The 26,880-nt window shown below is 66.4% G+C and carries 22 protein-coding genes and 1 riboswitch; of the genes, 9 read left to right on the forward strand and 13 right to left on the reverse strand.

The annotated features are described in order from the left end of the window. Nucleotides 1-10: 10 nt before the first annotated feature. Entirely contained in the window at nucleotides 11-1,807 is a 1,797-nt protein-coding gene (locus tag QX048_RS22785) for a ShlB/FhaC/HecB family hemolysin secretion/activation protein (RefSeq protein WP_315825226.1), read from the reverse strand. A 127-nt stretch (nucleotides 1,808-1,934) separates the two neighbouring features. Here QX048_RS22785 and QX048_RS22790 point away from each other — a divergent pair, with 127 nt between their 5' ends. Beyond that, on the forward strand, nucleotides 1,935-3,179 hold the full coding sequence (locus QX048_RS22790; RefSeq protein ID WP_316200745.1) for a FecR family protein: 1,245 nt from the start codon (nucleotides 1,935-1,937) through the stop codon (nucleotides 3,177-3,179). A 149-nt stretch (nucleotides 3,180-3,328) separates the two neighbouring features. Beyond that, on the forward strand, nucleotides 3,329-6,094 hold the full coding sequence (locus QX048_RS22795; RefSeq protein WP_316200744.1) for an EAL domain-containing protein: 2,766 nt from the start codon (nucleotides 3,329-3,331) through the stop codon (nucleotides 6,092-6,094). A 252-nt stretch (nucleotides 6,095-6,346) separates the two neighbouring features. On the opposite strand, the gene QX048_RS22800 is transcribed toward QX048_RS22795, so the two are convergent. The 5 genes from QX048_RS22800 to QX048_RS22820 all read right to left on the reverse strand — a co-directional run bounded on the left by QX048_RS22800 (nucleotide 6,347) and on the right by QX048_RS22820 (nucleotide 11,031). After that, the gene (locus QX048_RS22800; RefSeq protein WP_316200743.1) at nucleotides 6,347-7,267 is read right to left on the reverse strand and encodes a polyphosphate kinase 2 family protein; all 921 of its coding nucleotides are present in this window, start codon (nucleotides 7,265-7,267) and stop codon (nucleotides 6,347-6,349) included. Then, a complete protein-coding gene (locus QX048_RS22805) occupies nucleotides 7,264-7,980 on the reverse strand; it encodes an NUDIX hydrolase (RefSeq protein ID WP_315825229.1) in 717 nt (238 codons plus the stop codon). The genes QX048_RS22800 and QX048_RS22805 overlap by 4 nt, the downstream gene beginning before the upstream one ends. A 3-nt stretch (nucleotides 7,981-7,983) precedes the next feature. Next, nucleotides 7,984-8,997 (reverse strand): ABC transporter substrate-binding protein, encoded by a 1,014-nt coding sequence (locus QX048_RS22810; protein WP_315825230.1) that lies wholly within the window; start codon nucleotides 8,995-8,997, stop codon nucleotides 7,984-7,986. 222 nt (nucleotides 8,998-9,219) lie between these two features. Further along, the gene (locus QX048_RS22815) at nucleotides 9,220-10,005 is read right to left on the reverse strand and encodes an ABC transporter permease (protein WP_315769078.1); all 786 of its coding nucleotides are present in this window, start codon (nucleotides 10,003-10,005) and stop codon (nucleotides 9,220-9,222) included. A 219-nt stretch (nucleotides 10,006-10,224) separates the two neighbouring features. Next, a complete protein-coding gene (locus QX048_RS22820) occupies nucleotides 10,225-11,031 on the reverse strand; it encodes an ABC transporter ATP-binding protein (RefSeq protein ID WP_409999198.1) in 807 nt (268 codons plus the stop codon). 141 nt (nucleotides 11,032-11,172) lie between these two features. Here QX048_RS22820 and QX048_RS22825 point away from each other — a divergent pair, with 141 nt between their 5' ends. Together QX048_RS22825 and QX048_RS22830 are read left to right on the forward strand one after the other, a co-directional pair. Further along, a complete protein-coding gene (locus QX048_RS22825; protein ID WP_315825465.1) occupies nucleotides 11,173-11,967 on the forward strand; it encodes an ABC transporter ATP-binding protein in 795 nt (264 codons plus the stop codon). After that, nucleotides 11,964-13,520 (forward strand): glycine betaine ABC transporter substrate-binding protein, encoded by a 1,557-nt coding sequence (locus QX048_RS22830; RefSeq protein WP_315825232.1) that lies wholly within the window; start codon nucleotides 11,964-11,966, stop codon nucleotides 13,518-13,520. The genes QX048_RS22825 and QX048_RS22830 overlap by 4 nt, the downstream gene beginning before the upstream one ends. Nucleotides 13,521-13,653: 133 nt before the next feature. Here QX048_RS22830 and QX048_RS22835 read toward each other — a convergent pair whose 3' ends face one another. Both QX048_RS22835 and QX048_RS22840 read right to left on the reverse strand, forming a co-directional pair. Then, nucleotides 13,654-13,851 carry a transposase gene (locus QX048_RS22835; protein ID WP_409999195.1) on the reverse strand — a complete coding sequence of 66 codons (198 nt, stop codon included), beginning with the start codon at nucleotides 13,849-13,851 and terminating at the stop codon, nucleotides 13,654-13,656. Nucleotides 13,852-14,009: 158 nt separating this feature from the next. Next, nucleotides 14,010-14,720, reverse strand: coding sequence for a glutamine amidotransferase-related protein (locus tag QX048_RS22840; RefSeq protein WP_315825233.1), 711 nt, complete (start codon nucleotides 14,718-14,720; stop codon nucleotides 14,010-14,012). 80 nt (nucleotides 14,721-14,800) lie between these two features. Between QX048_RS22840 and QX048_RS22845 the strand changes: the two genes are divergently transcribed. Next, nucleotides 14,801-15,679: a LysR family transcriptional regulator gene (locus QX048_RS22845; protein ID WP_315769082.1), complete on the forward strand. Its 879-nt coding sequence runs from the start codon at nucleotides 14,801-14,803 to the stop codon at nucleotides 15,677-15,679. Nucleotides 15,680-15,765: 86 nt separating this feature from the next. Here the strand turns inward: QX048_RS22845 and QX048_RS22850 are convergent, their stop codons facing one another. The 3 genes from QX048_RS22850 to QX048_RS22860 all read right to left on the reverse strand — a co-directional run bounded on the left by QX048_RS22850 (nucleotide 15,766) and on the right by QX048_RS22860 (nucleotide 19,121). After that, complete coding sequence (locus tag QX048_RS22850) at nucleotides 15,766-16,161, reverse strand: rhodanese-like domain-containing protein (RefSeq protein ID WP_315713332.1); 396 nt, start codon at nucleotides 16,159-16,161, stop codon at nucleotides 15,766-15,768. Between the two features lie 126 nt (nucleotides 16,162-16,287). Further along, a complete protein-coding gene (locus QX048_RS22855) occupies nucleotides 16,288-17,997 on the reverse strand; it encodes a sulfatase-like hydrolase/transferase (protein ID WP_315825234.1) in 1,710 nt (569 codons plus the stop codon). Between the two features lie 191 nt (nucleotides 17,998-18,188). Beyond that, nucleotides 18,189-19,121: a DUF2380 domain-containing protein gene (locus QX048_RS22860; RefSeq protein WP_315825235.1), complete on the reverse strand. Its 933-nt coding sequence runs from the start codon at nucleotides 19,119-19,121 to the stop codon at nucleotides 18,189-18,191. 189 nt (nucleotides 19,122-19,310) lie between these two features. Here QX048_RS22860 and QX048_RS22865 point away from each other — a divergent pair, with 189 nt between their 5' ends. Together QX048_RS22865 and QX048_RS22870 are read left to right on the forward strand one after the other, a co-directional pair. After that, complete coding sequence (locus tag QX048_RS22865; protein WP_315825466.1) at nucleotides 19,311-20,708, forward strand: histidine kinase; 1,398 nt, start codon at nucleotides 19,311-19,313, stop codon at nucleotides 20,706-20,708. Next, nucleotides 20,705-21,346, forward strand: coding sequence for a response regulator transcription factor (locus QX048_RS22870; protein WP_315713335.1), 642 nt, complete (start codon nucleotides 20,705-20,707; stop codon nucleotides 21,344-21,346). Before QX048_RS22865 ends, QX048_RS22870 begins: the two co-directional genes overlap by 4 nt. A 31-nt stretch (nucleotides 21,347-21,377) precedes the next feature. Here QX048_RS22870 and QX048_RS22875 read toward each other — a convergent pair whose 3' ends face one another. Together QX048_RS22875 and QX048_RS22880 are read right to left on the reverse strand one after the other, a co-directional pair. After that, a complete protein-coding gene (locus QX048_RS22875) occupies nucleotides 21,378-21,680 on the reverse strand; it encodes a hypothetical protein (protein ID WP_315825236.1) in 303 nt (100 codons plus the stop codon). Further along, nucleotides 21,680-22,537 (reverse strand): SDR family oxidoreductase, encoded by an 858-nt coding sequence (locus QX048_RS22880; protein ID WP_316200742.1) that lies wholly within the window; start codon nucleotides 22,535-22,537, stop codon nucleotides 21,680-21,682. The genes QX048_RS22875 and QX048_RS22880 overlap by 1 nt, the downstream gene beginning before the upstream one ends. Nucleotides 22,538-23,079: 542 nt before the next feature. Here QX048_RS22880 and QX048_RS22885 point away from each other — a divergent pair. Both QX048_RS22885 and QX048_RS22890 read left to right on the forward strand, forming a co-directional pair. Continuing rightward, nucleotides 23,080-24,192 carry a DUF2336 domain-containing protein gene (locus QX048_RS22885; protein WP_315752746.1) on the forward strand — a complete coding sequence of 371 codons (1,113 nt, stop codon included), beginning with the start codon at nucleotides 23,080-23,082 and terminating at the stop codon, nucleotides 24,190-24,192. Between the two features lie 271 nt (nucleotides 24,193-24,463). Further along, nucleotides 24,464-24,682: riboswitch (cobalamin riboswitch) on the forward strand. A gap of 95 nt (nucleotides 24,683-24,777) precedes the next feature. Continuing rightward, on the forward strand, nucleotides 24,778-26,853 hold the full coding sequence (locus tag QX048_RS22890) for a TonB-dependent receptor plug domain-containing protein (protein WP_315825238.1): 2,076 nt from the start codon (nucleotides 24,778-24,780) through the stop codon (nucleotides 26,851-26,853). Nucleotides 26,854-26,880: the final 27 nt, after the last annotated feature.

Raw genomic sequence — 26,880 nt, forward strand, 5'->3', positions numbered from 1 at the left:
GCCGAGGTCCTCAAATGCACGGCCCCTGCCCGCGCTGCGGGCACAGCTTCAGCACGCTCGACAGCGTCAACAGCAGACGCGCGCTGCGCGTCGTGTTGCCCGGCGCGCGATAGCTGAGCGGCGCGGCGACGCCGAGATCGGCGCGCCAGTCGTTCGGGAAGGTAAAGCGCACCCCGGCACCCGCCGAGGTCAGCGCCACTCCGTCGGACGGCCGGAAGCCGTCGTTCCAGGCGAGCCCGGCATCGAAGAAGCTGTAGAGCTGATAGCTCGTGAGATACTGCCAGTTCGGTTTCTGCTCGAAGCGGACCTCGAACGTGCCGGCGACGCCATTGTCGCCGCTGATCTCGGCGCTGCCATAGCCGCGGCCATAGGCGAGGCCGCCGAGATAGAACTGCTGCGAATTGTACAGCGGACCCGAGGCGAGCTGGCCGGCGGCGGCGAGCTTCAGCGACCACGCCTCGGACAAGGTCTGATAGCGCGCGAACCAGCCGTTGAAGACCGAGAAGCTCGGCGAGGCGCCGGCGCGCGAGGCGAGGGGATCGTCGAGCGGCGTCGCCCCGAACGCGTTCAGGCCCTGCCGGTAGGCCAGCGTCAGGTAGCTGTCGCCGCCGACATCATCCTTCCAGCGGTAGTCGGCGGTGAAGGTCAGCGTCCGGATGCGATCGCGATACCAGATGCCGAACAGGTCGCGCTCGGTCACGTCGCTGAAGGCGGCCGCGAGATTCAGTTTCAGCGAGGCGCGCTGCGACTGGATCGGCGCGATACCGCCGCGCAGCTCGAGCGTCTCGGTCACCGTGTTGTCGTTGAACAGCCGTCTCCGGTCGCCCGGCCGGACCTCGCTGTAAAGCGCGGAGGCGCCGACATAGGCGCCGTCGGTGCCGACCGGCACCTCATAGGACAGCCGGCCGAACGCGAGCTGGCGCGGATCTCCCGGCGTCGTCGACAGGTTGGCGGTGAGCGTGTCGCCCGGCAGCAGATAGGAATTGAAGGCGGCCGTGGCGTAGTTCTGCCAGGGACCGACGGTCGACGAGCCGAGATTGTCGACGCCAGCGAAGCCGTAGACGTGCCAGGTCTGCAGCTCGATCACCAGGCGGAACCGACCGGTGGTGCCGCCGATCTCCTCCAGCGCGGAATCGACCAGACGGACGCCGCCGCGGCCGTTGATCAGCAGCAACTGCCGCTCCAGTGTCGCGAGCCGGGACGGCTGCTCGGCCAGCACCGGGCCGAGCATCGGCCTGATGCCGAACTCTTCCGCGCCGGCGCCCTTCAAGGTCACCTCGGTGATGCTGCCTTCGATGATCTGGATGCGCACCCGGCCATCATGGATGTCCTGCGGCGGTATGATCGCACGGCTGAGATGGTAGCCGGCGGCGCGGTACTGATCGCTGATCGCGGTCGTGATCGCCGCGAGGTCGGCCTGCGACACCGGCTTGCCGAGATAGGGCTGATAGCTCGCGGCGAGCTGCTCGGCGGGCAGCGCGGACGCCCCCGTCAGCGTGACGCCGCGCATGGTGAACAAGGGCTTGCGATCGCCGCCGCCCTGGGGCGCGAATTGCGGCGCACGCGGCCGCGGCGGCGGCTGCGTCGACCGCGACTGCTGCTCGTCGAAATATCGCTCGGTCTGCCGCGGATCGAAGCTCGGCTGGCCGACCTGCTGCGCATGGGCCGTTGCTGCAAACAGCAACGCCGACAGGGAAATGCCGGCGGCGATCGCGGTTCCGTGCAGCCGTCGCGAGCCGTGCGGTACGGCCGCGAAGTCGCGCCAACCCGCAGTCCTCCCAGTTCCGTCGACACAACCAGCGCGCATGCCTCGTTTTTAGTTTGTTAAGGTCAACGAAGCGTAAATGCGTGAGGAAAACACGGCTGCAACTCCTAAGGGTCTCTTGAAACATTTCGATTAGTTTCAAAAGCCGCCAACGATGCGAGTTCGTGCCATGTCATCCAAGCGCTTCCTGATACCGGGACTGATCGCCGCGTGCCTTTTCGGTGCGATGCCGGCCGCATTCGCGGCCGACGGTGAGCCGTGGCTGGTGAGCAAATCGTCCGGTGAGGTCTGGGTCACCACCCAGGGCGCAGCGCAGGTCTCGCTCGGTCGCGAGGACCCGCTGAAGCCAGGCGATACGATCCGCACCGGGCCGACCGGCCGCGTCCGCCTGACCCGCGGCGCCGAGACGATCGTGATCGCGCCGAACTCCGAGGTCGGCCTGCCCGCCGCGCCCAAGGACGGCATGGCGACGACCATCCTGCAGCGCGCCGGCTCGATCCTGCTCGACGTCGAGAAACGCAACGTCCAGCATTTCGAGGTCGAGACGCCCTATCTCGCCGCCGTGGTCAAGGGCACGCAGTTCAGCGTCACGATCTCAGGCCGCAGCACCAAGGTCGAGGTCAGCCGCGGCCAGGTGCAGGTGTCGGATTTCAAGACCGGCCAGATCGCCCAGGTGATGCCCGGTCAGGCCGCCACCGCCTTTGCGACCGGCCGCGCCGGCCTGAGCCTGTCCGGCGCCGGCACCTTCAGCCCGATCGAGCAGGGCCGCCCGCGCGCCTCCACGATCGATCGTGTTCCGGTGCCGCGCGACGGCCTGCAGGCGCCGCGCGAGGCCAAGGGCAGCGTGATCCACGCGCTGAACGCCGACGGCTCGGCCGCGCGCCCCGGTACAACGGTCGCCGCTCAGCAGCATTCTGCGGCCGCCTTCGGCAGCGCAAAGCCCGGCGTGGTGCGGATCTCGTCATCGATCGGCGAGGTCAACCTGAACATCCAGAAGGCGACACGCGGCCTCGCCCACGGCGCCCACACGCCGGCCGCCGGTGGAGGGCGAAGCACCGCCTGGAATGATGCGCGCGGCAACAGCGGCAATGCGACGGGCAACTCGGCCACCGCAAGCGGCACGTCGGGAGATTCCTCGATAGCAGCCGCCGTCACCGCGGCGGTCGGTTCGCCAAGCGGATCCGCCAGCGCCAATGCCGCCGGAAATGGCGACGCCGGCAACGGCAACGCCAACGGTGGCAGCCGCGGCAGCAACAATGGCGGCAATGGCAACGGCAACAACGGCCAGGGCAACAGCGGCAACGGTAACAGCGGTAACGGAAATAGCGGCAACGGTAACGGCAACAGCGGCGACCATGGCAATGGCAATCATGGCAACGGCAATGCCCACGCTTACGGCCACAGCAAGAATTAGGGAGTCCCGATCGAGCGTAACGCCTGCGTCATGCGTCGTCATGGGGGAGCTCGGGCTTGCAGGGTTCCATGGCTCTGCGGTCGGAGCGGGATGAAGTTGGGATCACGAACGCGGGCGTCAACGTGGCACGCAGACATTCGGGAGAGGGCATGCTCAGGCGGTTCATGCCGCATATTCTGGTGGTCGTTGCGCTGCTGACGGTCGGCCTGTCCGGCAGCCACGAGTTGTTGAGCAACGCCCTCGTCGATCTGCGCTTACGCCTCGACAATCGCCCCGCCAGCGGCGAGATCGCGGTCGTCGCGATCGACCCGCGCTCGATCGAAGCCATCGGCGTCTGGCCGTGGCCGCGGACCCAGCATGCGCATCTGCTCGAGCAGTTGCAGCGGGCCGGCGTCCGCGACGTCGCCTTCGACGTGGATTTCAGCACGCCGTCCGACGCGGCCGGCGATCAGGCCTTCCTGACCGCGCTCCAGAATGCCAAGAGCTCGGTCGTGCTGCCCACCTTCAGGCAGCTCGCTGCGGCGGGGAAGGACACCGCCATTCACCTCAACCGGCCGCTGCCGCAGTTCGAGCAGCTCGCATGGTCGGCCTTCGTGAACATCGAAGTGGCGCGCGATGGCCGCGTCAGAAGCTACGCTTTCGGCGAATATTGCGAGACCGGCGGCGCGAAAACTTTCCTGCAATCCATGGGTGCGTTCCTCGCCGGCAGCGATGCGGTCAAGGACAGCTCTTTCCTGGTCGACTACGGCATCGATCTGTCGTCGCTGCCCCGGGTTTCGTATGTCGATGTCGTCCGCGGCGACGCGGCGGCGCTGTCCAGGCTCAAGGACAAGCGGGTGATCGTCGGCGCGACCGCCATCGAGCTCGGTGACTATTACAGCGTGCCGAACGGCCGCGTTCTGCCCGGCGTCATGCTGCAGGCGCTGGCGGCCGAGTCCATCATTCAGCACCGCACCCTGCTGTCGACGTCGACGACGGCCGCCGTAGGCGGCCTGCTGCTGATCGTCATCATCATGCTGGCGAGCTGGCGGCACCTCTCGGCGGCGCGGCGCGCGCTGCTGATCGCCATGATCAGCGTCCTGATCGAGGCCGTGGCGCTGCTGCTGCACGACCGCTACGCCCTGGTGCTCGACACCTCGCTGCTGCAGATCGCGCTGGTCGCCTATCTCGCGGCCACGGCCCTCGACGAGATCGGCTTCCGCGGCCTGCTGCGGCACGTCGCCGAGAGCCGTTTCGAGCGTATCGCGATGTCGATCGGCGACGGGCTGGTCTGTACCGACCGCGACCGGCGCATCACGGTGTGGAATCCGGGCGCGGTCGCGATCTTCGGCTATGGCGCCGACGAGATCATCGGCCAGCCCTTCGCGCGCCTGCGCGCCGACGGCAGCGATACGCATGACCTGTTTCCGCAGCAGGAGGCGGCGCTGCCGGCGACGTTGCTGCCCGGCGGAGCCACGATCGAGTTCGACGGCCGCCGCAAGGACGGCGAGGTGTTTCCGGTCGAGGCGAGCTTCTCCGCCTGGCAGGGCGCCGACGGCCTGCAATATGGCGTGATCCTGCGCGACGTCTCGGTGCGCAAGCGCAAGGCGGAGCGCATTCGTTACCTCGCCGAGCACGACACGCTGACCGGCCTGGTCAACCGCAACACGCTGCAGAGCGAGCTCGCCGCCATGATCGAGACCGCGGATGCCGCGGCCGACCAGGTCGCGCTGCTGGTGATCGGGCTCGATGCCTTCCAGCGCATCAACGACACGCTTGGCCACGCCTACGGCGACAGTGTCTTGCGCGCGGCGGCCGAGCGGCTCCGCACCGAGATCGGCGGCATGGGCCGCGTCGCCCGGCTCAGCGGCGACGAGTTCGCCGTCGCCATTCCCTGCTCCGCCGTCGGCGGCACCGTGGCCGAGCTCGCCGATCATCTGTCGCATTTGTTCGAGGCGCCGCTGGACGCGGGCACGCGCCAGCAGCGCGTCAAGGTCACCCTCGGCATCGCGGTGCATCCCGAGGGCGGGCACTCGGCAGACGAGCTGCTCAGCAATGCCCACCTTGCCCTCTGTCGCGCCAAGATGGACCGGCGGGGCAGCCATGTGCTGTTCGAGAGCGCCATCCGCCACGAGCTCGAACAGAGATTGACGTTGGAGGCCGAGCTTGCGCTCGCCGTCGAGCGGAACGAATTCGAGCTGTTCTACCAGCCGCAAGTGGAGCTGTTGAGCGGCCGCGTGATCGGCGCCGAGGCGCTGATCCGCTGGCGTCACCCCACCCGCGGCCTCGTGCCTCCCGGTGATTTCATTCCGGTCGTCAACACCTCGCATCTGTCCGAGGCGGTTGCGACCTGGGTCATGGCGACCGCCTGCCGGCAGGCGCGGGAGTGGCAGCTCGCCGGCCACGACATCCGCGTCGGCGTCAACCTCTCGCCGTCCCAGTTCCAGTCCGGCGACCTCGCGGCCTTCGTCAGCAAGCTGCTCACGTCGACCGGCCTGTCGCCGCGCCTGCTCGAGCTCGAAGTCACCGAGGACATCCTGCTGCACGACGAACCCGGCGTGCTGCAGACGTTCAACCGGCTGCAGGCGCTCGGCGTCAGCCTGGTGTTCGACGATTTCGGTACCGGCTATGCGAGCCTGAGCTACCTGAAGAAATTCCCGCTCGACGGCCTGAAGATCGACCGCTCCTTCGTACGCGACGTGCTGACCCAGGCCGACGACGCGGCCATCGTCGGCTCGACGGTCAGCCTGAGCAAGCAGCTCGGGCTGTCCGTGATCGCCGAGGGCATCGAGAACGCGGCGACGGCCGAGTTCCTGCTCCGGCTCGGCTGCGAGCAGGGCCAAGGCTATCACTTCGGCAAGCCGATGCCGGCGGCGGATTTCACGCAGCGGTTCCTCGCGGCGGACGACGAGATACGCCAAGCCGGCGCGGCGTGACGCTCAGGTCTCACGCTCGAAGCCAACGCAGGTCAACCGCTCTCTCCGCCGTCATTCCGGGGCGCGCGCAGCGCGAGCCCGGAATCCATCGCCACAGGCGGTCGTTGGTGACAACGGCGCGCTGTTGCACGGACCTTGCCCCATCGCAGGCGATCGAGGTTATGGATTCCGGGCTCGCGCTGCGCGCGCCCCGGAATGACGAGAGAGTGCAGGTGCGCCTCGGCTTCTCGCCTCAGCCCGCGCCTTACGCCCTCACCCTTTCTTCCCGCCCTTGCCTTCGCTCTCGAGCGCCTTGCGCACCGCCTTGAACTCCTCGCGCGAGCCGGCATCGACGCGCGGGAAGTGCAGATCCAGGCTTTCCAGCGCGGCGACGATGGTCGAGCCAATGACGACACGGGCGAACCATTTGTGATCGGCCGGCACGACGTGCCAGGGCGCGTAGGGCGTCGAGGTGTGGCGCACGATATCCTGATAGACCGCCTGGTAGCGATGCCACTTCGCGCGCTCGGTGATGTCGCCCATCGAGAACTTCCAGTTCTTCGCCGGCTCCTCCAGCCGGTCGAGGAAGCGCGCGCGCTGCTCCTCCTTGGAGATGTTGAGGAAGAACTTCAGGATCACGGTGCCGTTGCGCGACAAGTAACGCTCGAAGGCGCAGATGTCCTCGAAGCGCTCGCGCCAGATGTTCTTGGTGACCAGCCTCGGCGGCAGCTTCTCGGCCTTGAGGATCTCCGGATGCACCCGCGTGACCAGGCATTCCTCGTAGTAGGAACGGTTGAAGATGCCGATGCGGCCACGCTCGGGGAGCGCGATGGCGCTGCGCCACATGAAGTCGTGGTCCAGCTCCTTGGAGGTCGGCTGCTTGAACGAGGTGACCTCGCAGCCCTGCGGATTGACGCCCTCGAAGATGCTCTTGATCGCGCTGTCCTTGCCAGAGGCGTCCATGCCCTGCAGCAGCACCAGCACCGACCAGCGGTCCTGTGCATAAAGCCTTTCCTGAAAATCGGCGAGCCGCGTCCGATTCTGCTCGATGATCGCCTCGCCCTCCTCCTTGGCGAGGCCGCCCTTGACCTTTGTCTTGTGCGATTTGAGGTGAAACTTGTGCCCGCCATCGATCCGGAACGGCGAGATGAAACCATCGAGCTCATCGCCCAGCGTGCGCGGTTTCTTGCTCATGAGGACGGCTCTCCGGGGCTGAATTGCGTTTCGAGGAAGGCGGTCACGAAGCGCGGCATCGCCGCAGTCAGATCATTCCGGCTTCGAACCAGCCGTATCGAGCAGAGTTCCGGCTCGTCCTGAACCGCGAGATTGGCCTCGATGCGGCGCTGCAGAGCCTCGCCCACGTCAGAGGCGTCGAGCACGCGCATCAGCGCGATCGACGCGCCGGTCACGACACAGTCCCAATGCGCCGCGGCCTGATAGTCCGATGGCGCGAGTCCCGTCTCCTCCTCGACCTCGCGCGCGACGTTGGCGGCGAGATCGAGCACGCCGTCGCTGACGTCGGCGAGATCCGGCGTGCCGGCGGGAAAATACAGCCGGCCGGCATTGGCGGTATGCGCGCCCATCTCGCCGAGCACGAAGGCGCCGTCGGCGGCACGCAGCGCGCCCATGCCGAAGCCGTTGAAGGCGGTGCGATCCGGAAAGCCCCAGTCGCGCCACGCCAGCAGGCTGGCGAAATCGGTCTCGAAATAGCTCGCGGTGAACCGGCTATCCGCGAAGCGCGGGTTGCGCCCGAGCAGCACGCGGCCGTTCCACAGGCCCGGCCTGGCGCGCCGGCATTCGGCGAAATGCGCCGCGATGTCGTCGCGGCGCTGTTTCGCGAACGGCCAGTCCCACGGCTCGACCTTGAGGTCGAGCGTGGTGACGCGGTGGATGACGACGTCCGTCATCCGCTATTTCGCCTCCTTCGCCTGTTCGACGAACTTGTTGGTGAAGGTCTTGCTGACGTCGACATTGGCCTTGGCGACATCGGGCGAGCCGGTGCTGAACACGGCGAGCACAGCGTCGGCGCCCTTCGGATCCATCTTGCCGGTCTGCGAGTACATCGGGATGGTGTTCTTGAGCGCCGCGAGATACAGCGCCTTGTCCTTGCCGACGAGTTCCTCCGGCATCTTCGCCATGATTTCCTCCGGCGTGTGCGAATGGATCCAGCCCAGCGTCGCCACGATGGCGTTGGTCAGCGCCTGCGTCTCCTTGTCATGGCCGGCGATCCAAGCCGCGGTCGAATACAGCGCGCCGCCGGGATACTCGCCGCCGAACACCTCCAGCGTGTCGTGCTGGGTGCGGGTATCGCTGAGGATCTTGAGGTCCGGATGCTTGCCCTGCAGCACGGTGACCGAGGGATCGAGCATGACGGCCGCATCGATCTGGCCCTGCTCCATCGCGGCCACCGCGGTGGCGCCGAGACCGACGCCGATCACCGCGGTGCCCGACGGATCGAGACCGTTCTTCTTCAGCATGTACTTTAGGAAGAAGTCGGTCGAGGAGCCCGGCGCGCTGACGCCGACCTTCTTGCCGGCGAGATCCTTGACCGAGCTGATCTCCTTGTTGTGCGACGGCGCCACCACCAGCACGAGACCGGGATAGCGGTCGTAGACGACGAAGGACTGCATCTCCTGCTTCTTGGCCGCGAGATTGACGCAGTGATCGAAATAGCCGGAGACGACGTCGGCGCTGCCGCCGAGCACGGCCTTCAGCGCATCCGAGCCGCCCTTGAGGTCGACCAGCTCGACCTCGAGCCCGGCCTTCTCGTATTCGCCGAGCTGCTTGGCCAGCACGGTCGGCAGATAGCACAGGCAGGCGCCGCCCCCAATTGCGATCGTGACCTTGGTGGCAGCGCTGGCGAGACCAGTGCTCAACGTCAGCGCCAGCAGCGCGCCGGTGACCCGGCTCAACATCTTGTTCATGTGTTTCCTCCGTTCATGTTGTCAGTCAGGTTGGGCATGTCGGCGTAGATTGAGAAGGCCGCCCAAAACTCCGCTGTCGTCCCTGCGAAAGCAGGGACCCATACCGCGTGATGTTCCGGTTGGAAAAGACTGGTCGTCCCGCGTGCCACAAACGCCGCCCTGTGGTTATGGGTCCCCGCTTTCGCGGGGACGACAGCGGCGGGTGGCGCAGCAGCCCGGCCATCATCGGCCCTCGGCGGCGTCAGGCCGCCACACCAGCAGCCGCCGCTCCACAAGCGTGACGCAGATGTCGATCAGGATGACGAATGCCGACAGCACGAACATGCCGGCGAAGACGCCGGCGACGTCGAAGATGCCTTCGGCCTGCTGGATCAGATAGCCGAGGCCGGCCGCGGAGCCGAGATATTCGCCGACGACAGCGCCGACGACGGCGAAGCCGACCGACGTGTGCAGCGACGAGAACATCCACGACAGCGCCGACGGCCAATAGACGTGGCGCATCAGTTGCCGCTCGCTCATGCCGAGCATGCGGGCGTTGTCGCGCACCACGGTCGAGACCTCCTTCACGCCCTGATAGACGTTGAAGAACACGATGAAGAACACCAAGGTCACGCCGAGCGCGACCTTGGACCAGATGCCGAGCCCCAGCCACAGCGTGAAGATCGGCGCCAGCACCACGCGCGGCAGCGCATTGGCCATCTTGACGTAGGGATCGAACACGGCGGCGACCAGCGGCTTGCGCGCGAACCAGAAGCCGACCAGCACGCCGCCGAGCGAGCCGATCGCGAACGCCAGGATCGACTCCCACAAGGTGATCGCGAGGTGCTTCCAGATGGCCCCGGTGGCGAACCATTTGATCACCTGCGCGAACACGTCGACCGGATTGGAGAAGAAGAACGGCGGAAGCCAGATGCGCCCGAACACGGGCACGGTGGCGAGCAGTTGCCACAGCGCAATCGCGACGACCGCGACCAGCAATTGCAGCGCGAGCAGACCGAGACGCGACATTACGCTACTCCGCGCCCGCGGTGACAGAGACAAAGCGCGAGCCGCACACGCCGCTCCGCTCCCTCCCCCCTTGTGGGGGAAGGCTGGGGAGGGGGGTACTCCAACCAACAGTCTTTCCGGGGTACCCCCCTCCCCGACCCTCCCCCACAAGGGGGGAGGGAGTGCACTGTCCAAGTGGAAACAGCGAGGCTCTCATGATCGAACGAGTCACTGCTCCCATCACACCGCCTCCGCCTGCTTGTAGGTCTTCTCGACCTCCGCCTTCAGCGTTTGCCAGATCTCGCGATGCAGCTCGTGGAACTCGTGCTTCATGCGCACCTCGAAGATGTCGCGCGGACGCGGCAGGGTCACGTGCCAGTCGCCGATGATGCGCGAGGCCGGGCCGGCCGACATGATGACGACGCGGTCGGCGAGCGCGATCGCCTCCTCGAGATCGTGGGTCACGAACAGCACCGCCTTGCGGTCGGCATTCCAGAGATCGAGCAGCAGATTGCCCATGATCTGCCGCGTCTGCGCGTCCAGTGGCCCGAACGGCTCGTCCATCAGGATGATGCGCGGATTGCGGATCAGCACCTGGGCGAGGCCCACGCGCTTGCGCTGGCCGCCCGACAGCATATGCGGATAGCGGTTGCCGAATGCGCCGAGGCCGACCGAGGTCAGCCATTGCTGTGCCTTGGCGGCCGCATCTTTCGACGGCGTGCCCGCGACCTCGAGCCCGATCGCGACGTTCTCCAGCGCGGTCTTCCACGGGAACAGCGCATCGGCCTGGAACAGGTAGCCGGCGTCGCGATTGAGGCCGGCCAGAGGCTGGCCGAAGATGCGCACATGGCCGGCGGCCGGCTTCAGCAGTCCGGCCGCCACGTTGAGAAGGGTGGATTTGCCGCAGCCGGTCGGCCCGACGATGGCGACGAACTCGCCATCGGCGACGCTGAGATCCGCCGTCTCGACGGCGGTGTAGGTGCGTCCGCCGGCGAGACGGAATGCCACCGTCGTTCGCTCCAGCGCGACCGCGGCGGCGGTGGGCATCGTCACGTCCAAGTTCCTCCCCCGAGAATGGCCGGGACGGCTTAGCCGCTTGCGCGGCGAAGTTCAACGCGGCGGCCGGACGTGCTAGGTCGTCTGACTGAGCCCAAGGCCAACCTTAAGGCCAACATTCCGCAAGGCCGCATGCCGCGCACGCCGTTCATCGTCTACACCAACGTCCGCAAGAGTTTCGCCGGCCCGGCAGGCGCCGTGACCGCGGTCGACTGCGTCTCGCTGGAGATCGCCGAGGGTGAGTTCCTGGCGATCGTGGGCGGCTCCGGCTCGGGCAAGACCACACTGCTGCGGCTGACCAACCGCCTGATCGAGCTGGACGGCGGCGCGATCCGGATTGCCGGCGAGGATATCGCCGGCCTCGATCCTGTCAGCCTGCGTCGCCGGGTTGGCACCGTGTTCCAGAGCGGGGCGCTGTTTCCGCACATGACGGTTGCCGCCAATATCGGCATCACCCCCAGGCTGCTGGGTACGCCCGCGAACGAGATCGCCGCCCGTGTCGACGAGCTGCTCGACCTCGTGCGGCTCGACCGCAAGGCGCATCGCGACCGGCTGCCGCACGAGCTGTCGGGCGGCCAGCGCCAGCGCGTCGGCGTCGCCCGCGCGCTCGCGGCGCGGCCGAAGATCGTGCTGATGGACGAGCCGTTCGGCGCGCTCGATCCGCTGACGCGTGATGCGCTCGGCAGCGACTACCGCGCCCTGCATGAGCAGTTCGCTCTGACCACGATCATGATCACGCACGACATCACCGAGGCGCTGCTGCTCGCCGACCGCATCGCGGTGATGCGCGGCGGACGCCTGATCGAGATCGGCACGCCGGCCGAGCTCGCGGCCAGCCGCGACCCCTACGTGATGGAGCTGATGACGACGCCGCGCCGGCAGGCGGCGCGGCTGGCCGCGCTGCTGCCCGAAAGCGGCACAGTATGAGCGCACTGTCCGATCCACGCTTCACCGAGGCGCTGTCGCATCTCACGGATTATCTCGGCAGCCATCTGCGCGTGAGCCTCGCCGCGCTGGCGCTCGGCCTTGCCGTGAGCTTTCCGCTGGCGCTGCTCGCACGCAATCGCCCTGCCCTGCGCAATCTGCTGCTCGGCGTCGCCAGCGTGGTGCAGACGGTGCCGGGACTGGCGCTGCTGGCGCTGTTCTATCCGCTGCTCCTGGCGCTGACGGCACTCACCTTGCGCTGGTTCGGGCTCTCGTTCTCGGCCTTCGGCTTCCTGCCGGCCATGCTGGCGCTGGCGCTGTATTCGATGCTGCCGGTGCTGCGCAACACCATCACCGGGCTGAACGGCGTCGACGCAAGCCTGATCGAGGCCGCCAAAGGCGTCGGGATGACCGAGCGCCAGGCGCTGACGATGGTGGAGCTGCCGCTGGCGCTGCCGGTGATCATGGCTGGCATCCGCACCGCTGCGGTGTGGGTGATCGGCACCGCGACCTTGTCGACACCGATCGGCCAGACCTCGCTCGGCAACTACATCTTTGCAGGTTTGCAGACCCAGAACTGGGTGCTGGTCGTGTTCGGCTGCATTGCCGCCGCCGTGCTGGCGCTTGCCATCGATCAGTTGCTGGCGCTGATCGAGGATGGCCTGCGCAGGCGCAGCCGTGCCCGTGTCGGGCTTGGCACCGCAACCATCGCGCTCATGGTCGGCGCGAGTCTCCTGCCCTCGCTGGCCGGCGGCTCGGCGCGCTACGTGATCGGCGCCAAGACCTTTACCGAGCAATATGTGCTGTCGGCCTTGATCAGCGAGCGGCTGCAGGCAGCCGGTCTCTCGGCGACGACACGCGCCGGGCTTGGCTCCAGCGTGATCTATGAGGCACTGAAGAACGGCGACATCGACGCCTACGTCGATTACTCCGGCACGCTGTGGACCAACCAGTTTCACCACAAGGAGCAGTTGCCGCGCGCCGCGCTGCTCGATGCACTGAAGCAGGGTCTCGCCAAGGACAAGGTCACCCTGCTCGGCGAGCTCGGCTTCGAGAATGCCTACGCGCTGGTGATGCCGCGCAAGACGGCCGAGGCGCTCGGCATCCGCTCGATCGCCGACCTCGCGCGCCACGCCAGCGACATGTCGATCGCCGGCGACTACGAGTTCTTCTCGCGCCCGGAATGGGCGGCCCTGCGCGACGCCTATGGCCTCGCCTTCCGCGCCCAGCGCCAGATGCAGCCCGACTTCATGTATGCCGCGGCCGCCTCCGGCGAGGTCGACGTCATCGCCGGCTACACCAGCGACGGCCTGATTGCGAAATATGATCTCGTCGTGCTCGACGATCCCAAGCAGGCGATCCCGCCTTACGACGCGATCCTGCTGCTGTCGCCGAAGCGAGCCGAGGACCGCGCGTTGCAGGATGCGTTACGACCGCTGCTCGGCCGCATCGACATCGCGACCATGCAGCAGGCCAATCTGCGCGCCTCCGGCAGTGACGCGGAGTCCTCGCCGCCGGCGGTGGCGCGCTGGCTGTGGAGCAAGATGTCGAAGTAGGCCCCACAGTCTCGCCGCGTCATTGTGAGCGCAGCGAAGCAATCCAGGGCGTCACGAGGACTCTGGATTGCTTCGGCTCGCTCGCAACGACGGTGGTGGTTGGCGCAACCTCCACACGCACTAGGGTCAGGACTCATTGATCGAGCCAGAAGATAACAGTTGCCGCGATACAGATGGCGCTGAAGAATGTGTGAGCGCAGCGGTCGTAACGCATGGAGAGACGTCGCCAGTCCTTAAGTCCGGCGAACATATTCTCGACCTTGTGACGCTGCCGATACAGGGATTTGCAATATGTTAGGGCGACCTGCGCCCAGCCCGCGGCGGAATGCAAGGCTCTATTCCTCGCTTAGCGAGAGCCGCTCGGAAGGCATCGCTGTCATAGCCCCTTGTCGGCGATCAGAGTCTCAGCCTCTGGCAAGCGAGGAGAGACCAGAGCCGCACCTTACGATATTGCGTCGAACGGATTGCCGACATCGCGAGAACCGCACCTCATCGGTTAGATTCCATCGCAGCCCTCATAAACTCCAGGATCACCGGGTGAGGCTGGGTGACGCTCGAAGTCAGCTGAGGTACATAGAGAGTAGCAATGAAGAAGCGATGCGCAGGGATAGTCAGAATCCTCGCTTCGCCGGATGCGTCCGTGCCAATGATTCTCAATCCTGCGTCATGTAGCTTCTGCTGATGCTCCGGGTTCAGTCCGAAATTGCAGTAGTACTGCTCGCGTGGATTCTTCCCCCCGTAGATCGCATCTGCGAGGCTGCCCGGCTCGATTTTGACTTCCATCGTCTGCCCCACGAGCGAGCACGATAATGGTGTGATGAAGAGGTTGGAGGCGTAGGGATCATATTCGGCGTGCGCGGCGTCTTCGAAGCCCATGACATTGCGACTGTATTCGATCACAACGTGCTGGCAGCCCCCGCAAGTCCCCAAGAGCGGAACGCCGCTCTCGCGCGCGTAACGAATTGCATTGATGGCTCCGAGAAGGCTCTTGTATGGGCTCCCGGGAACAATCCAGATCGCATCAAAACGCCGAAGCTGTTCGGCTGCCCCGGCCTCCAGCTGGACGGTTGAGATCCATTCCGCCGTAATTCGTCCCTCCAGCGTCAGCCGAGCATGCTCAATCGCATCGTTGGTTGCGGTGTGAGGCAGGAAGGAAGGGGTGAATTCGCCAACAAGCGCAATCGCTATGGCGTCGGACATGATCGCTCTCCGGCTGTAGTTCCGCCTTGTAAGAGCATGCCGGTCATGTATATGTAAAATTACTTCGACAGCAGCTGCATATGACAATTACTAATATATCTCTCGCTCACCTTCGGGTGCTCAGCAGCGTCGTGGATTGCGGCACCTTCTCGGCTGCAGCCACAGAGATCGGCCTCACCCAGTCAGGGGTCAGCCAAAGCATCAAGCATTTAGAGGCGGTATTGGGCGGGCAGCTGCTTATAAGGCATCGTGACGGAATCAGAATCACCGAACTTGGTCGGGCAGTGCTCGCCGACGCCCGGGCTGCACTTCAAGCCGTCGAACGCATTCGACAAACCTGCAGCGCGGTCAATGGATTGCTCGCGGGGCATATACGCATCGGCAGTGTATCGAGCGTTGCAGCGCGGCTTCTGCCGGCTCGACTCGCGGAGTTCAAAAGGATGTACCCACGCATCACGGTCAGTCTGATCGAGGGGACCGATGCGGAAGTTTGCGAATGGGTTGAGAAAGACATCATTGATCTCGGCCTGACGGGAGAGACGACGCCGGCGGTGCAGCCCATCGTCATCATGGAGGATGAATTTGTTGTCGTCGTCGCATCAGACCATCGTCTTGCCAGCCGGGGGCAAATTAGCCTGACAGATGCGGCCGACGAGCCATTTTTGATGTCCGCGTCCGGCTGCGAGCCCGCCATTCGTCAAATATTCGATCAAGCTAAGATCAATCCGCCGATTGTGCTGCGGGTGCGAGATGCCGAAGCGCTCGTAAACATGGTCAGCCAAGATATCGGCATAACCATCATGCCACAGCTCGCCATTCCCGCCGATAGCAGGGCCATTGCACAGATTTCCATTAAACCGCGTCGTAGGCGTCAAGTCTTTGCGATCACGAGAAGTGGCGCTCCCAAAGTGCCGGCGGCAGAGAGATTGAAGGCCATGCTTTCGAATACGAAAGGTTGAAGCCGGCCATCTCCCTGTGGGATTGAGCCGCTCGCCCGAGCGTTCTGTCGGTTAAATGGGTCCTGACCCTAGTGAGCAGTTTACGCTTACATCCCCGGTTCGATCGGCTTCTCCACCGCGCCGCCATTGTCGGCCCAGTCCTTGAAGCCGCCCACGTTGAACACCTTGTCGTAGCCGAGGTCTTTCAGCGCCTTGCCCGCCAGCGCGGCACGGCCGCCGGAGGCGCAGTACAGAATGACGCTCTTGTCTTTGCTGAAATTCTTGTCGTGATAGGGCGAGTCCGGATCGGCGCGAAATTCGAGCATGCCGCGCGAGACGTGGTGCGCGCCTTCGATCTTGCCGCTCTTCTCGACCTCCGGCGCATCGCGCACGTCGAGGACGAGCGTGTTGCCCTTGCCGATCATCGCCTGCGCCTCGGCCGGCGTGATCTTGGGGACCACCGCGTTGGCGGCGGCCATCAGTTCTTTGACGGATGTGGACATGTCGAACCTCTCGCTTACACGGAGCGCACGGGGTAGCCCAACGCGGCCGTTCCGACAATCCTCCCATGGAATGACGGATCGATCGCAATCCCGTGAAGCCACCGACCCGTCGCGGGCGGTGAGAGTCTAGAGCCCCCGGATCAGCTCGGCATCGATCAGCATGCGGTTGAAGCGGCGCGCCTCGGCGCCGTCGCCGCAGGCGTAGAACACGCCCTTGCAGCGGAGCATGATGTCCTTCTGCTCGGCGAAGGACGGATCGAGCGGAATGCCGGCCGCCTCCAAGGTGACCAGCGGCAGATAGGCGGCGTCGATCCGGTCCATCACGACCGCGCTCTGGCGCGGCTCGAAATTGACGGCATCGACGGCGTAATAGGTCTGATAATAGCGCGGATCATAGCTTTCGAGCTTCTCGCCGATGCCGGCCTCGTCGAGCTTGGGATCGAGAATGTGCGGCGAGAACTCCGGCTGGTGATCGCCGTAGCGCACGATCAGGAACGGCTGGTCGCCGAAGCGCTTCTTCAGGCTGGCGAGGAAGCGCTGATAGTCCGTCGCGCTCATCGCCTGGCGGCGCAGATACTCATCGATCGAAGGCACGTTGCCGGGCGCGCGCCAGGACGGCGTCAGGTCGGGCCGGAACGTCGTCTCCCACGGGAAATGGTTGGCGGCGAGATAGACGAACATGAACAGCGGCTTTCCGCGCGGCCGGTGCTGCATCAGATCGAGCGCGGCATCGTAGAAGAAGCCGTCGGGCTCGACGCCCTTGGCGCCGAGATCGCGCGCGTCGAGGAAGCGGTCGACGCCGACCGTGGTCTGGAAGCTGCGCGCGCTCATGAAGGCGCCCTGCGCGGGATAGAGCGACACCGTGTCGTAGCCGCAATTGCGCAGCGCCAGCGGCAGGCCGCGCTCGACCCGGCCGGACGCGATCCGCGTCACGAAATAGGCGAAGCGGCCGAACGAGCGCGACGACAGGCCGGCGAGCACGTTGTACTCGGTGAACCAGCTCGGCCCACCATTGCTCTCGGCCATGAACTGCCGCGCCTTGCCGTCGAACGACTTGAAATGGCTGCCATAGCCCGCTGGTACCTTGATGCCTGGCGCCGAGCGGATGTCGAAGCTGGATTCGTCGTGGATCAGCACGATGTTCGGCCGGCGCGCGGCCGGATGACAGGAATCCGGGACAAAGGCAGCCAGACTTCGATCAGCGGTGGCGTCGGATTCCATGAAGCCGTTGGCGAGGAAGTCCGACACCGCCGTGACGCCGGAGCGGGCGAATTTCGACAGATAGCCGTCGTCATAATAGCCACGCCAGGTCTCGTCGCGCCAGTTGAGCGAATACAACGTGAGCGCAGCAAGGCAGGCGAGCTTGCCGGCCAGCGCCGGCAGCCGCGCGATCCGGAACGGGTCGGCCCACCACAGCAGCCCCATCAGCGGCAGCACGACGGCGGCCGCCACCAGCACCGACAGCTTCAGGTTCGGGAAGATCGTGAACAGGAACGCCGCGCTGTCGTGGTCGATCAGCATCACGTCGACGAAGTTCGCCGTCATCTGGACCACGGCGTGCTTGAGCTGCGACAGCAGCACCAGCACCACGACCATGGTCAGCGCCAGCGCGCCGGACACCGCAGGCCGCCGCAGCAGCACCAGCCAGAAGCCGTTCAGGATGCCCCAGGCCAGCACGAAGCCGAGCCGCGAGCCGAAATCGGTCTCGGTGTGCAGCATCAGGGCCAGCGCCGCGACATGCGGCGCGGCGACGGCGGACAGCCGGACCGCCGCGGAGCGCGTTGCGCTCGCCGCGGCGAGCGTGGTGATCGGTTGGTCGTTCGGGGTCAGTGACATCAGGCGATCGAAAGCAGGCGCCCTTCGTCGGCGCATGCCGACAGATCAAGGAAGGCTATCCTGTCATCCGACCGTAATGAAATCGTCACAAATCACAACAGCCCGGATTTGCACGGAGGGCGACGTGTCGTCTCGCGCCGCGACGAGAGGTGGCATCACTGCCGTCCTCGCGTACCGATCCTCGCCCTTTTTCAATTCTGGGTAACGGTCTCGAGCAGCCGCTCGCGCACCAGACGCACCGCGCCGCGGCTCCAGGAATAATTGGCGCCGAGGCGCAATCCGCTGTCACCGGCGGCGACGAGCGCGCCACTGTCGGCCTGGCGGACACGAAAGCCGATGATGTATTCGGTGCGGCCGATCCGCCGGACGATGCCGAGCAGCGATTGCTGGGCGCCGACGGCGCGGGCCGCCCTCGCTTCGCAATCGTCGCACTCACGCACCGGCTGCCCCAGCTTGATCTCGCCGGCCGCGTCCACCAGGCGATAGCGCCCGGACTGCGCCAGCAACTGCCGCACCGCGTCGGTCGCCTCCCGCAGCCCCTTCTGGTCGGATTCGGTCTCGCCGAGCGCGGCGCCCGCGCTGGTGTCGTCGAGCTCGAACGGCAGCAGCGCCAGCCGGATCGGCTCCGGCGGCGCCAGTGCGTCACGGACCTGGCGCGAGACGAACATCTCGGCGCGCTGCCAAGCCTCGTCACTGTCGCCGCGGAAGGTGAAGATCTTGTCGAACAGGACCCGATGGGAGGCGACGTCGATGGCCGATGCGCGCGCCCACTGCACCAGGGTGGAGAGCTTCTGGACTCCACCGGTGATCACGACGGTGGCGCCGGCCGCGGCCGCCATCTGCAGCCGGGCCTCCGGGGACGCATCGGTCGGACAGGACGGTGCGCAGGACGGGCTGACCGGCCGCAGCCGCGCGTCGGCGGCGACGTCGCGGCGGAGCGCGGCGATGAACGCATCCAGCCGCCGCTGATGCGCTGCGGTCTGATCGACCGGCTCGCCAGACGTGTCGAGATAGCTGAAATCGTCGACCAGCACGGCCGGGACATCGGCGGAGGCGGCGCGGACCGGGCCGGCCGCGAAGGCAAGCGCGAGAACGAGACAACGGACGACGCGACGGTTCGACATGGGATCCCCCTGCAACGATGTCTGGCGGTCGGAAGCTAGACGCCGCCGTGCCATCGCCGCAGCGGCCACGGTCCCGGCGAGGCACGGGAAAAATTCACGACCGCACCGTCCACCGGGCCGCGGCGCTTTTGGCCCGGACGGTTCTGCCGTTAAATGCCGGCCGGCTGGGCTGTCATGGACACACCGAAGATGTGGACCCGCTACGACCTCAAATACCGCCTGACCCTGCGCATCTCGGTGGTCTCGGCGCTGTGCTTCGCGGCGATCTGCGCCTATGTGCTGTTCGACATCGACCGCTCGGTGCATGTACGCAATGAGCGGATCGCCGAGATCACGGCCCGGACGCTGCAATTGCAGCAAAGCAAGATGCATTGGGTCGCCAGTCCGCCGGCCGGCTTTCCCGACCTCGATGCGGTCGCGGCGGCGGCGATGCGACCGGGCCTGTGCATCGCCTATCGCGGCGTCGACGGCGTGATCGTGCAGCGCATCTGCGGCGGCGCCGAGGCGCAGACGGACGATCCGCCCCGCGCCTTCGCGATGCTGTATCGGCGGCTGTTCGATCCGGGCCGCGAAGCGGCACGGCCGGTCAGGTTTCGCGACGAAACGACGGGCGATGCCGTCGTCTGGATCGACGCCGGCGTCATGACCGCCGACGCCTGGCGCGAGCTCAGCCGGCTGCTGCCGGTGCTCGGGACGGCGCTGGTGCTGCTGTGCGCGCTGGCCTACGCCGCGCTGGCCCGCGCGCTGCGCCCTACCCGGCTGATCCGCACCGGGCTGGAGCGGATCGCCGCCAACGATCTGTCGGCGCGGCTGCCGCCGTTCGACCTCGCCGAGCTCTCGGCGATCCGCGCTGCCTTCAACCAGCTCGCCGAGGGGCTGGAGACGGCGCTGGCCCAGCGCGGCGAATTGACCCGGCGCCTGATCGCCTTGGAGGACGACGAGCGCCGCCACCTGGCGCGCGAGCTGCATGACGAATTCGGCCAGTCGCTGGCGGCGATCCGGGCGCTCGCGGCATCGATCCGTCACAGCGCGGCGCAGGATTGCCCCGCTCTGGTCGGCGAATGCGACGGCATCGCGCGCACCGCGAGCGACATGATGGAGCAATTGCGCGGCGCGCTGATGCGGCTGCGCCCGCCGGACGTCGACGAGCTCGGCCTCGCCGGCAGCCTGGAGGGCCTCGTCGCCGGCTGGAACAGGCGCCAGCACGGCCGCACCGTTTTCGAGATCAGCCTGTCGGGCGACGTCGACCGACTGCCGGGCATCATCGCCACCAATATCTACCGCATCGCGCAGGAGGCGCTCACCAATGCCGTCAAACACGCCGACGCGACGCGGGTGCGGTTGCAGTTGACGCTTCAGGAGGGGCCGGTCAGCGCGACCCTGCTCACCGTCGAAGACGACGGTCTTCTCGGCGAAGCTCCCGACAAGCCGGGCATGGGCCTGCTCGGCATGGGCGAGCGCGTCGCCTCGATGGGAGGCCAGATGAGCTTCGCCGCCACCTCCGGCGGCGCGCGCCTCCACGTCGAGATTCCGGTCCCGGCCCTCTCGCCTGCGCCGACCCAGCCGGAAACGGCATGTGCGGCATGACGACCCCCGCCGGCACCATCCTGCTGGTCGACGACCATGCCGTGGTCCGCGAGGGCTACAGGTCGATGCTGCAGAAGCAGCCGGGGCTGCGCGTGGTCGCCGAAGCCGCCGATGGCGCCGAAGCCTACCGGCTGTTCAAGGAGGTCAGGCCCGATCTCGTCATCATGGACCTGACCATGCCGGGCGTCGGCGGCATCGAGGGCATCCGCCGCATCCGGCAATGGGATCGCGGCGCGCGCATCCTCGTCTTCACCATGCATGAGAATGCCGGCTTCGCGGTGCAGGCGATCCGCGCCGGCGCCCGCGGCTATGTCACCAAGAGCAGCCCGCCGGAGACGCTCGTGCGCGCCGTCATGGACGTGCTCGCAGGCCGCATCGCGATCAGCCCCGACATCGATCACGAGCTCGCGCTCAGCCGCCTCGCCGGCGAGCGCGCGGCCGCCGACGTCCTGTCCGCGCGCGAGTTCGAGGTGATGCAGATGCTGCTCGCCGAACGCACCACCGACGAGATCGCGTCAGCGTTGCATCTCAGCCCGAAGACGGTCGCCAACCTGCACTCGCTGATCAAGGACAAGCTCGGCGTGGCCAGCGACATCGAGCTGGTGCGGCTGGCGCTGCGGCAGGGCCTGCTGACCTGAGCCCGCAGGGCTTACATCCCCGCAAGGATTGTCAGGAGTCGCCAGCGTTGCCCTGCGGCGTCGCTGCCGCTTCCGGCGCCGTGACCGGATCGTCGATCAGGTGAAATGCGCGCCCGAGCCGGCGCTGCACGCTCATCACGGCGCGGTCGACGTCGCTGATCAGGCTGTCGCCGAGAACGACGTGCGGGATCTCCCAGTTGCGGCCGCTGCGCACGTCGAGCGCATGAACGGCCGGCACACGTGCCGTCTCGCAGCCCGGCTGCGCGCGAAGTTCCTCCTCGACCAGGCGGGTCAGCTCCGCCTGGGTCTTGCCGATGGTCGTCATCGCCGGCATCAGGGCCTGATCGCGGGCATCAGGCCGAGCCGCTTGGCGATGATGCGATCGACGGTCCGTTTCGGAAGCACCCGCACGATCCATTGCCTCATGGCATCGGGCGCGATCTCGTAGCGCACCTTGGGCGCCGGCAAGGTCAAGGCGTCGGCCACCCGCGCGGCGATGGTCTCGGCCGGCAGCCCGGACTGGCCGAGATGCAGCATGAAGGCGCGGATCTTCTGCAGCGCCGGGAAGAACGGCGAGGCCTGATACGGCGACAGGTCGACTTCGTCGGCCTTGGCCCAGATCGGCGTCTTCACCGCGCCCGGCGCGATGACGATGACGTCGATCCCGAACAGCATCAGCTCACGGCGCAGGCTCTCGGACAGCCCTTCGACCGCATGCTTGGAGGTCGAATAGGGCGCCATCAGCGGGTTGCCGTTGCGGCCCGCGACTGAGCTGATCATCACGATCCGGCCGCGCTCTCCCGTCATGGCTGGATCGGCCCCGAGCAGCGGCGCGAACGCCTGGGTCGCGATGACCGGGCCGATGACGTTGACCTCCATCTGATGGCGGAACTGCGCGATCGGCAGCTCCGTCACGGGACCGGCGACGGCGATGCCGGCATTGTTGACGAGACCGGCGAGCGTCTCGCCCTTGAGCGCCGCTCGCACCTCGCCGGCGGCCGCGTTCACCACCGCCTCGTCGGTCACGTCGAACAGCAGCGGCATGAAGTTGGCGCCGAGCTCGCCGCGCAGACGGTCTGCGTCGGCCTGCTTGCGAACGCTGCCGAACACGCGAAAGCCGCGCGCGAGCAGGAGCTTCGAACAGGCGAACCCGATGCCGGTGGATGCGCCGGTGACGACGACGGATTTCATGGTGACCTCAACGATTTGCGCGGCGATTATCGCACGAGATGCGGCAGGATGCTGGCGCTGATTTTTCGCGCGAGGTCATCGCCCGCCGAGCCTGCCCCGGAACATCGGGTGACGCCACGCATCGCACGGCGCGTCGGCAAAATGGCCGCGGCAAGAATGGGATTTAAGTTTCAAGGCTTGGGAGGATGACAGCTGACGTGAGATCGAGGGCAGCGAGCAAGTTGGATGAAGGAAGGTTTGTGACCTTATGAGATCATTAACCTTTCCGCTTCGCTGGCCTGTCGTCGCCGCGTCTGCGGGGAGGTGTTCGCACCTCATTCCATCGCCTGTCCGGCGAATCTCCGGAAGACCGGGCTCCAGCCCGTCATCCCCCCTATATGTATCGTCTTAATTTTCCGTATCCGTGTTTCTCCGGAGTACTACGCCTTCGGCCCCTAACGCATTGTTATCGCCCGTGCCGAAAACTGCTCCGGCCGAAAGCCTTGCAGCGGATCACAATCGCGTTGCTGTCGCTCCGGCAATCCGGACAAACGAGCGCGATCGTGTCACAGCCAGAACAGCTTCCGCCTTCAGAAGACTCCATCATCACCGAACTCGAAGAGGCCGTCCGCAGCGGCACCTCGGCGAAGCGCGTCAACACGCTGCGCCAGGTCACCAACCTGTTCCTGCATGACGGCGAACGCCTCAGCGAGGACCAGATCAAGGTATTCGACAACGTGCTGTGCATGCTGGTCTCGCGGGTCGAGACCCGCGCGCGAGCCGAGCTCAGCAAGCATCTCGCGCCGGTCGACTACGCGCCCGTCGAATTGATCCAGCAGCTCGCCCGCGACGACGAGATCTCGGTGGCCGAGAACGTGCTGATGCACTCGAGCCGGCTCACCGAGCATACGCTGGTGGAGGTCGCGGCGACCAAGGGCCAGGATCACCTGATGGCGATCTCCAGCCGTCCGCATCTGACCGAGGCGGTGACCGACATCATCGTCGACCGCGGCGAGCGCCGGGTGATCCGCAAGCTCGCCAACAACCAGACCGCGCGCTTCTCCGAGTCCGGCTATTCCGGGATGATGGCGCATGCCGAGGACGACGACGAATTGTCCGAGATCATCGGGCTGCGCGTCGACCTGCCCACCAAGCACCTGCGCGACCTCCTGCGCCGCGCGACCGAAGCCGTGCGCGCCAGGCTGATGGCCTCGGCGCCGCCGGCGTTGCAACAGGAGATCAAGAAGATCCTCAAGGCGATCGCCGACGTTGCGCGCAGCGACGGCGGCCTGGTCGGGCGCGACTTCACGCTGGCCGAAGAGGCCGTCAAGCGCATGAAGGGGCTGAACGAGCTCAACGATGCCGCCATCGCCTTCTTCGCCGAAACCCGCCGCTTCGGCGAGGTTTCCGCCGCACTCGGCCTGCTCAACAACGTCCCGACCGAGATGATGGCCAAGGTGCTCGAAGGCCCGCGCACCGATATCGTGCTGATCCCTTGCCGTGCCGCCGGGCTGGCCTGGTCGGTGGTGGCGAAAATCCTGACCCACCGGCCGATCAAGCACGCCATCGACAGCGACACGCTCAAGCTCGCGGAACGCGACTACGGCCGCCTGTCGCTCGACACCGCCCAGCGCACGCTGCGATTCTGGATGGTGCACAACAAGGTCGAGAAGTGAGCGGGTGCTCACAAGGCGCAATCCTCATCAGCAACGACTCGCACTCCGCTGTCGTCCCTGCGAACGCAGGGACCCATACCGCGTGATGTGAATTGGCGGAAAATGTCTTGATCGTCGTCCTTCGCCACACGACCGCCGGTGGCTATGGGTCCCTGCGTTCGCACGGACGACAGCTATGGTTGTCGCAGGCGGCCGGGCATCACCGAGCCGACCGGCCAGCGTTATCGCCAGGAGATCGCCCGGCGCCGGATTGACTTTGGTGCGTCCGCACTCCTACGGTGATCGCGACGGTGCCCCTCGACCGGGGCTCAAAAGGGAATGCGGTGCCGGATGCGTCTCGCAAGGGACGTGACCGAAGGCCGCAGCTGCCCCCGCAACTGTAAGCGGCGAATCTCGCGTCAAAGGCCACTGGGAAATCTCGGTCCCGGGAAGGCGACGTGGAGGTGACGACCCGCGAGCCAGGAGACCTGCCGTCAGCCGTGGTCACACGCGAGGATGCCGGTCGGGGCGTTATTGGCATCGTTTTCAGGCAGGCCTGCAAAGGGCTGCATGAGACCTCGTTCGCGGTGACGTGCCACTGACGTCATGCCGAGGTTCCTCGTGTCCCCCGTTCCCCATGCCAGGCGCAGTCGCGCCCTTCTGTCGTCGTTCTGCGTCCTCTCGTCATTCGCCCTGCTCGGCCCCTCGCCCACAGCAGCGCAGCAATCCGCCTCCCCCGACCTTCTGCCCCCGGTTGAGGTCGACCCGCCGCGCGAGCCGATCGCTCAAAAACCAGCCATCCCCCGCAGAACCGGCAACGCCCCGCATCAGCAGGTGCCGGCGGCAAAGCCGGCCGCGCCAGCCGGAACCCCCGTCGCCGTCAGCCCGACCGGCGTCGTCACGCCAGTGGCCCACGTCGCGAATGCGATCACCGTGGTGACCGACAAGGACATCGCCGCGCAGCAGGCCCGCACCGTGCCGGACATCCTGAGCACGATCCCCGGATTGAACGTGGTGCAGGCCGGCGGCCCGGGCGGCCAGACCAACGTCTTCATGCGCGGCACCAACGCCAATCACACCAAGCTCTTCATCGACGGCATCGACGTCGGCGATGTCACCAACGGCAATGGCGCGTTCGATTTCGCGCATCTGCTCGCCGCCGACATCCAGCAGTTCGAGGTGCTGCGCGGGCCGCAGAGCGGGCTCTACGGCTCGGATGCGATCGGCGGGGTGATCTCGGTGATCACGCGCAAGGGCGAGGGCCCGGCGCGCGCGACCGCCTCGGTCGAGAGCGGCTCGTTCAAGACCTTCAACCAGTCAGCCGGCGTCAGCGGCTCACAAAACAATATCAACTACGCGATCAATGTCGCGCATCTGCACGCCGGCGACGTTCCGGTGACCCCGTGGCAGCTGCTGCCTGCGGGGCAGAAGGCGATCGGCAATGCCTACGACAACGTCACCGCCTCGGCCAAGCTGGGCGTCGACCTCAACGAGGCCTGGACGCTGAACTCGGTGATTCGATACACCGACGCGACGCTGCTGTTCACCGGCGACAGCGGCTTTCCGAGCTTTCCCGACGCGGCCCAGAGCAACCACACCGTCCACCAGCTTGCAACACGCCAGGAAGCCGTGTGGTCGCTGCTCGGCGGCCGCATCCGGAACTACTTCGGCGTCAACTATGTGAACGACCGGTCGTCCGACCTGACGGCTGGCAACCCGGTGGCGGCGGTCGCGACCGGCGAGCGCATCAAGTATGACTGGCACGCGGTGACCGAGCTGGCGCCGCATAACAATCTCGTCGTCGGCCTGGAGCAGCAGACCGAGCGGCTGAAGACCGCCGACCTCTCGGCCGAGAATGGCAACAAGGCCGGCTTCGTCGAGCTGCAGACCGAGTTCGTGAAGCGCTGGTTCGTGGTGGCGAGCCTGCGCAACGACGTCAACGACCAGTTCGGCGGCCATGGCACCTACCGGATCGCGCCGGCGGTGATCCTGCCGGTGACCGAGACCAAGCTGAAGGCGAGCTACGGCACCGGCTTCAAGGCACCGACCCTGAGCCAGTTGCACCAGGATTTTCCGGCGTTCAACTTCTTCGCCAATCCCAACCTCCGGCCGGAGCAGAGCACCGGCTACGACGCCGGCTTCGAGCAGCCGCTGTTCGACGATCGTCTCCGCTTCGGCGCGACCTACTTCCACAACAGCATCACCGACTTGATCAATTTCAACGCGACCTTCACCTCCTACGCCAATGTCGGCCTCGCGACCACCGAAGGCACCGAGAGCTTCGTGACCGCTGATCTCACCGACCGGATCTCGCTGCGTGCGGACTACACGTTCACCCGCGCGGTCGATGCGGCCACCGGCCTGCAGCTGTTGCGGCGGCCGAAGGAGAAATGGAGCGCCACCGCGACATGGGGGCCGATCGATGCGCTGACGCTGTCAGCGACGCTGCTGCACATCGGCGACTGGCTCGACGTCAGCCGCGACGGCATGACCACCGGCCTCGTCGCGCCCGGCTATACGGTCGTCAACCTGCGCAGCGACTACGCGCTGTCCGACCAGGTCAAGCTGTTCGGCCGGATCGACAACCTCTTCAACCATCACTACCAGAACCCGACCGGATTCCTCGCGCCGGGCTTCGGCGTGTTCGGCGGCATCCGGGTGGCGAGCTTCGGCGTGCAGTGACGCCGCCGACCAACCTCCCGGCGGCTG

The sequence above is a fragment of the Bradyrhizobium sp. SZCCHNS30572 genome (assembly GCF_032484415.1).
Classification (GTDB): domain Bacteria; phylum Pseudomonadota; class Alphaproteobacteria; order Rhizobiales; family Xanthobacteraceae; genus Bradyrhizobium.

Excerpts from the sequence above, each read along its gene's own strand:
- QX048_RS22785 (WP_315825226.1), bottom strand. The coding sequence starts at position 1,807 with ATGCGCGCTGGTTGTGTCGACGGAACTGGGAGGACTGCGGGTTGGCGC.
- QX048_RS22790 (WP_316200745.1), top strand. The coding sequence starts at position 1,935 with ATGTCATCCAAGCGCTTCCTGATACCGGGACTGATCGCCGCGTGCCTT.
- QX048_RS22795 (WP_316200744.1), top strand. The coding sequence starts at position 3,329 with ATGCTCAGGCGGTTCATGCCGCATATTCTGGTGGTCGTTGCGCTGCTG.
- QX048_RS22800 (WP_316200743.1), bottom strand. The coding sequence starts at position 7,267 with ATGAGCAAGAAACCGCGCACGCTGGGCGATGAGCTCGATGGTTTCATC.
- QX048_RS22805 (WP_315825229.1), bottom strand. The coding sequence starts at position 7,980 with ATGACGGACGTCGTCATCCACCGCGTCACCACGCTCGACCTCAAGGTC.
- QX048_RS22810 (WP_315825230.1), bottom strand. The coding sequence starts at position 8,997 with ATGAACAAGATGTTGAGCCGGGTCACCGGCGCGCTGCTGGCGCTGACG.
- QX048_RS22815 (WP_315769078.1), bottom strand. The coding sequence starts at position 10,005 with ATGTCGCGTCTCGGTCTGCTCGCGCTGCAATTGCTGGTCGCGGTCGTC.
- QX048_RS22820 (WP_409999198.1), bottom strand. The coding sequence starts at position 11,031 with ATGCCCACCGCCGCCGCGGTCGCGCTGGAGCGAACGACGGTGGCATTC.
- QX048_RS22825 (WP_315825465.1), top strand. The coding sequence starts at position 11,173 with ATGCCGCGCACGCCGTTCATCGTCTACACCAACGTCCGCAAGAGTTTC.
- QX048_RS22830 (WP_315825232.1), top strand. The coding sequence starts at position 11,964 with ATGAGCGCACTGTCCGATCCACGCTTCACCGAGGCGCTGTCGCATCTC.
- QX048_RS22840 (WP_315825233.1), bottom strand. The coding sequence starts at position 14,720 with ATGTCCGACGCCATAGCGATTGCGCTTGTTGGCGAATTCACCCCTTCC.
- QX048_RS22845 (WP_315769082.1), top strand. The coding sequence starts at position 14,801 with ATGACAATTACTAATATATCTCTCGCTCACCTTCGGGTGCTCAGCAGC.
- QX048_RS22850 (WP_315713332.1), bottom strand. The coding sequence starts at position 16,161 with ATGTCCACATCCGTCAAAGAACTGATGGCCGCCGCCAACGCGGTGGTC.
- QX048_RS22855 (WP_315825234.1), bottom strand. The coding sequence starts at position 17,997 with ATGTCACTGACCCCGAACGACCAACCGATCACCACGCTCGCCGCGGCG.
- QX048_RS22860 (WP_315825235.1), bottom strand. The coding sequence starts at position 19,121 with ATGTCGAACCGTCGCGTCGTCCGTTGTCTCGTTCTCGCGCTTGCCTTC.
- QX048_RS22865 (WP_315825466.1), top strand. The coding sequence starts at position 19,311 with ATGTGGACCCGCTACGACCTCAAATACCGCCTGACCCTGCGCATCTCG.
- QX048_RS22870 (WP_315713335.1), top strand. The coding sequence starts at position 20,705 with ATGACGACCCCCGCCGGCACCATCCTGCTGGTCGACGACCATGCCGTG.
- QX048_RS22875 (WP_315825236.1), bottom strand. The coding sequence starts at position 21,680 with ATGCCGGCGATGACGACCATCGGCAAGACCCAGGCGGAGCTGACCCGC.
- QX048_RS22880 (WP_316200742.1), bottom strand. The coding sequence starts at position 22,537 with ATGAAATCCGTCGTCGTCACCGGCGCATCCACCGGCATCGGGTTCGCC.
- QX048_RS22890 (WP_315825238.1), top strand. The coding sequence starts at position 24,778 with ATGCCGAGGTTCCTCGTGTCCCCCGTTCCCCATGCCAGGCGCAGTCGC.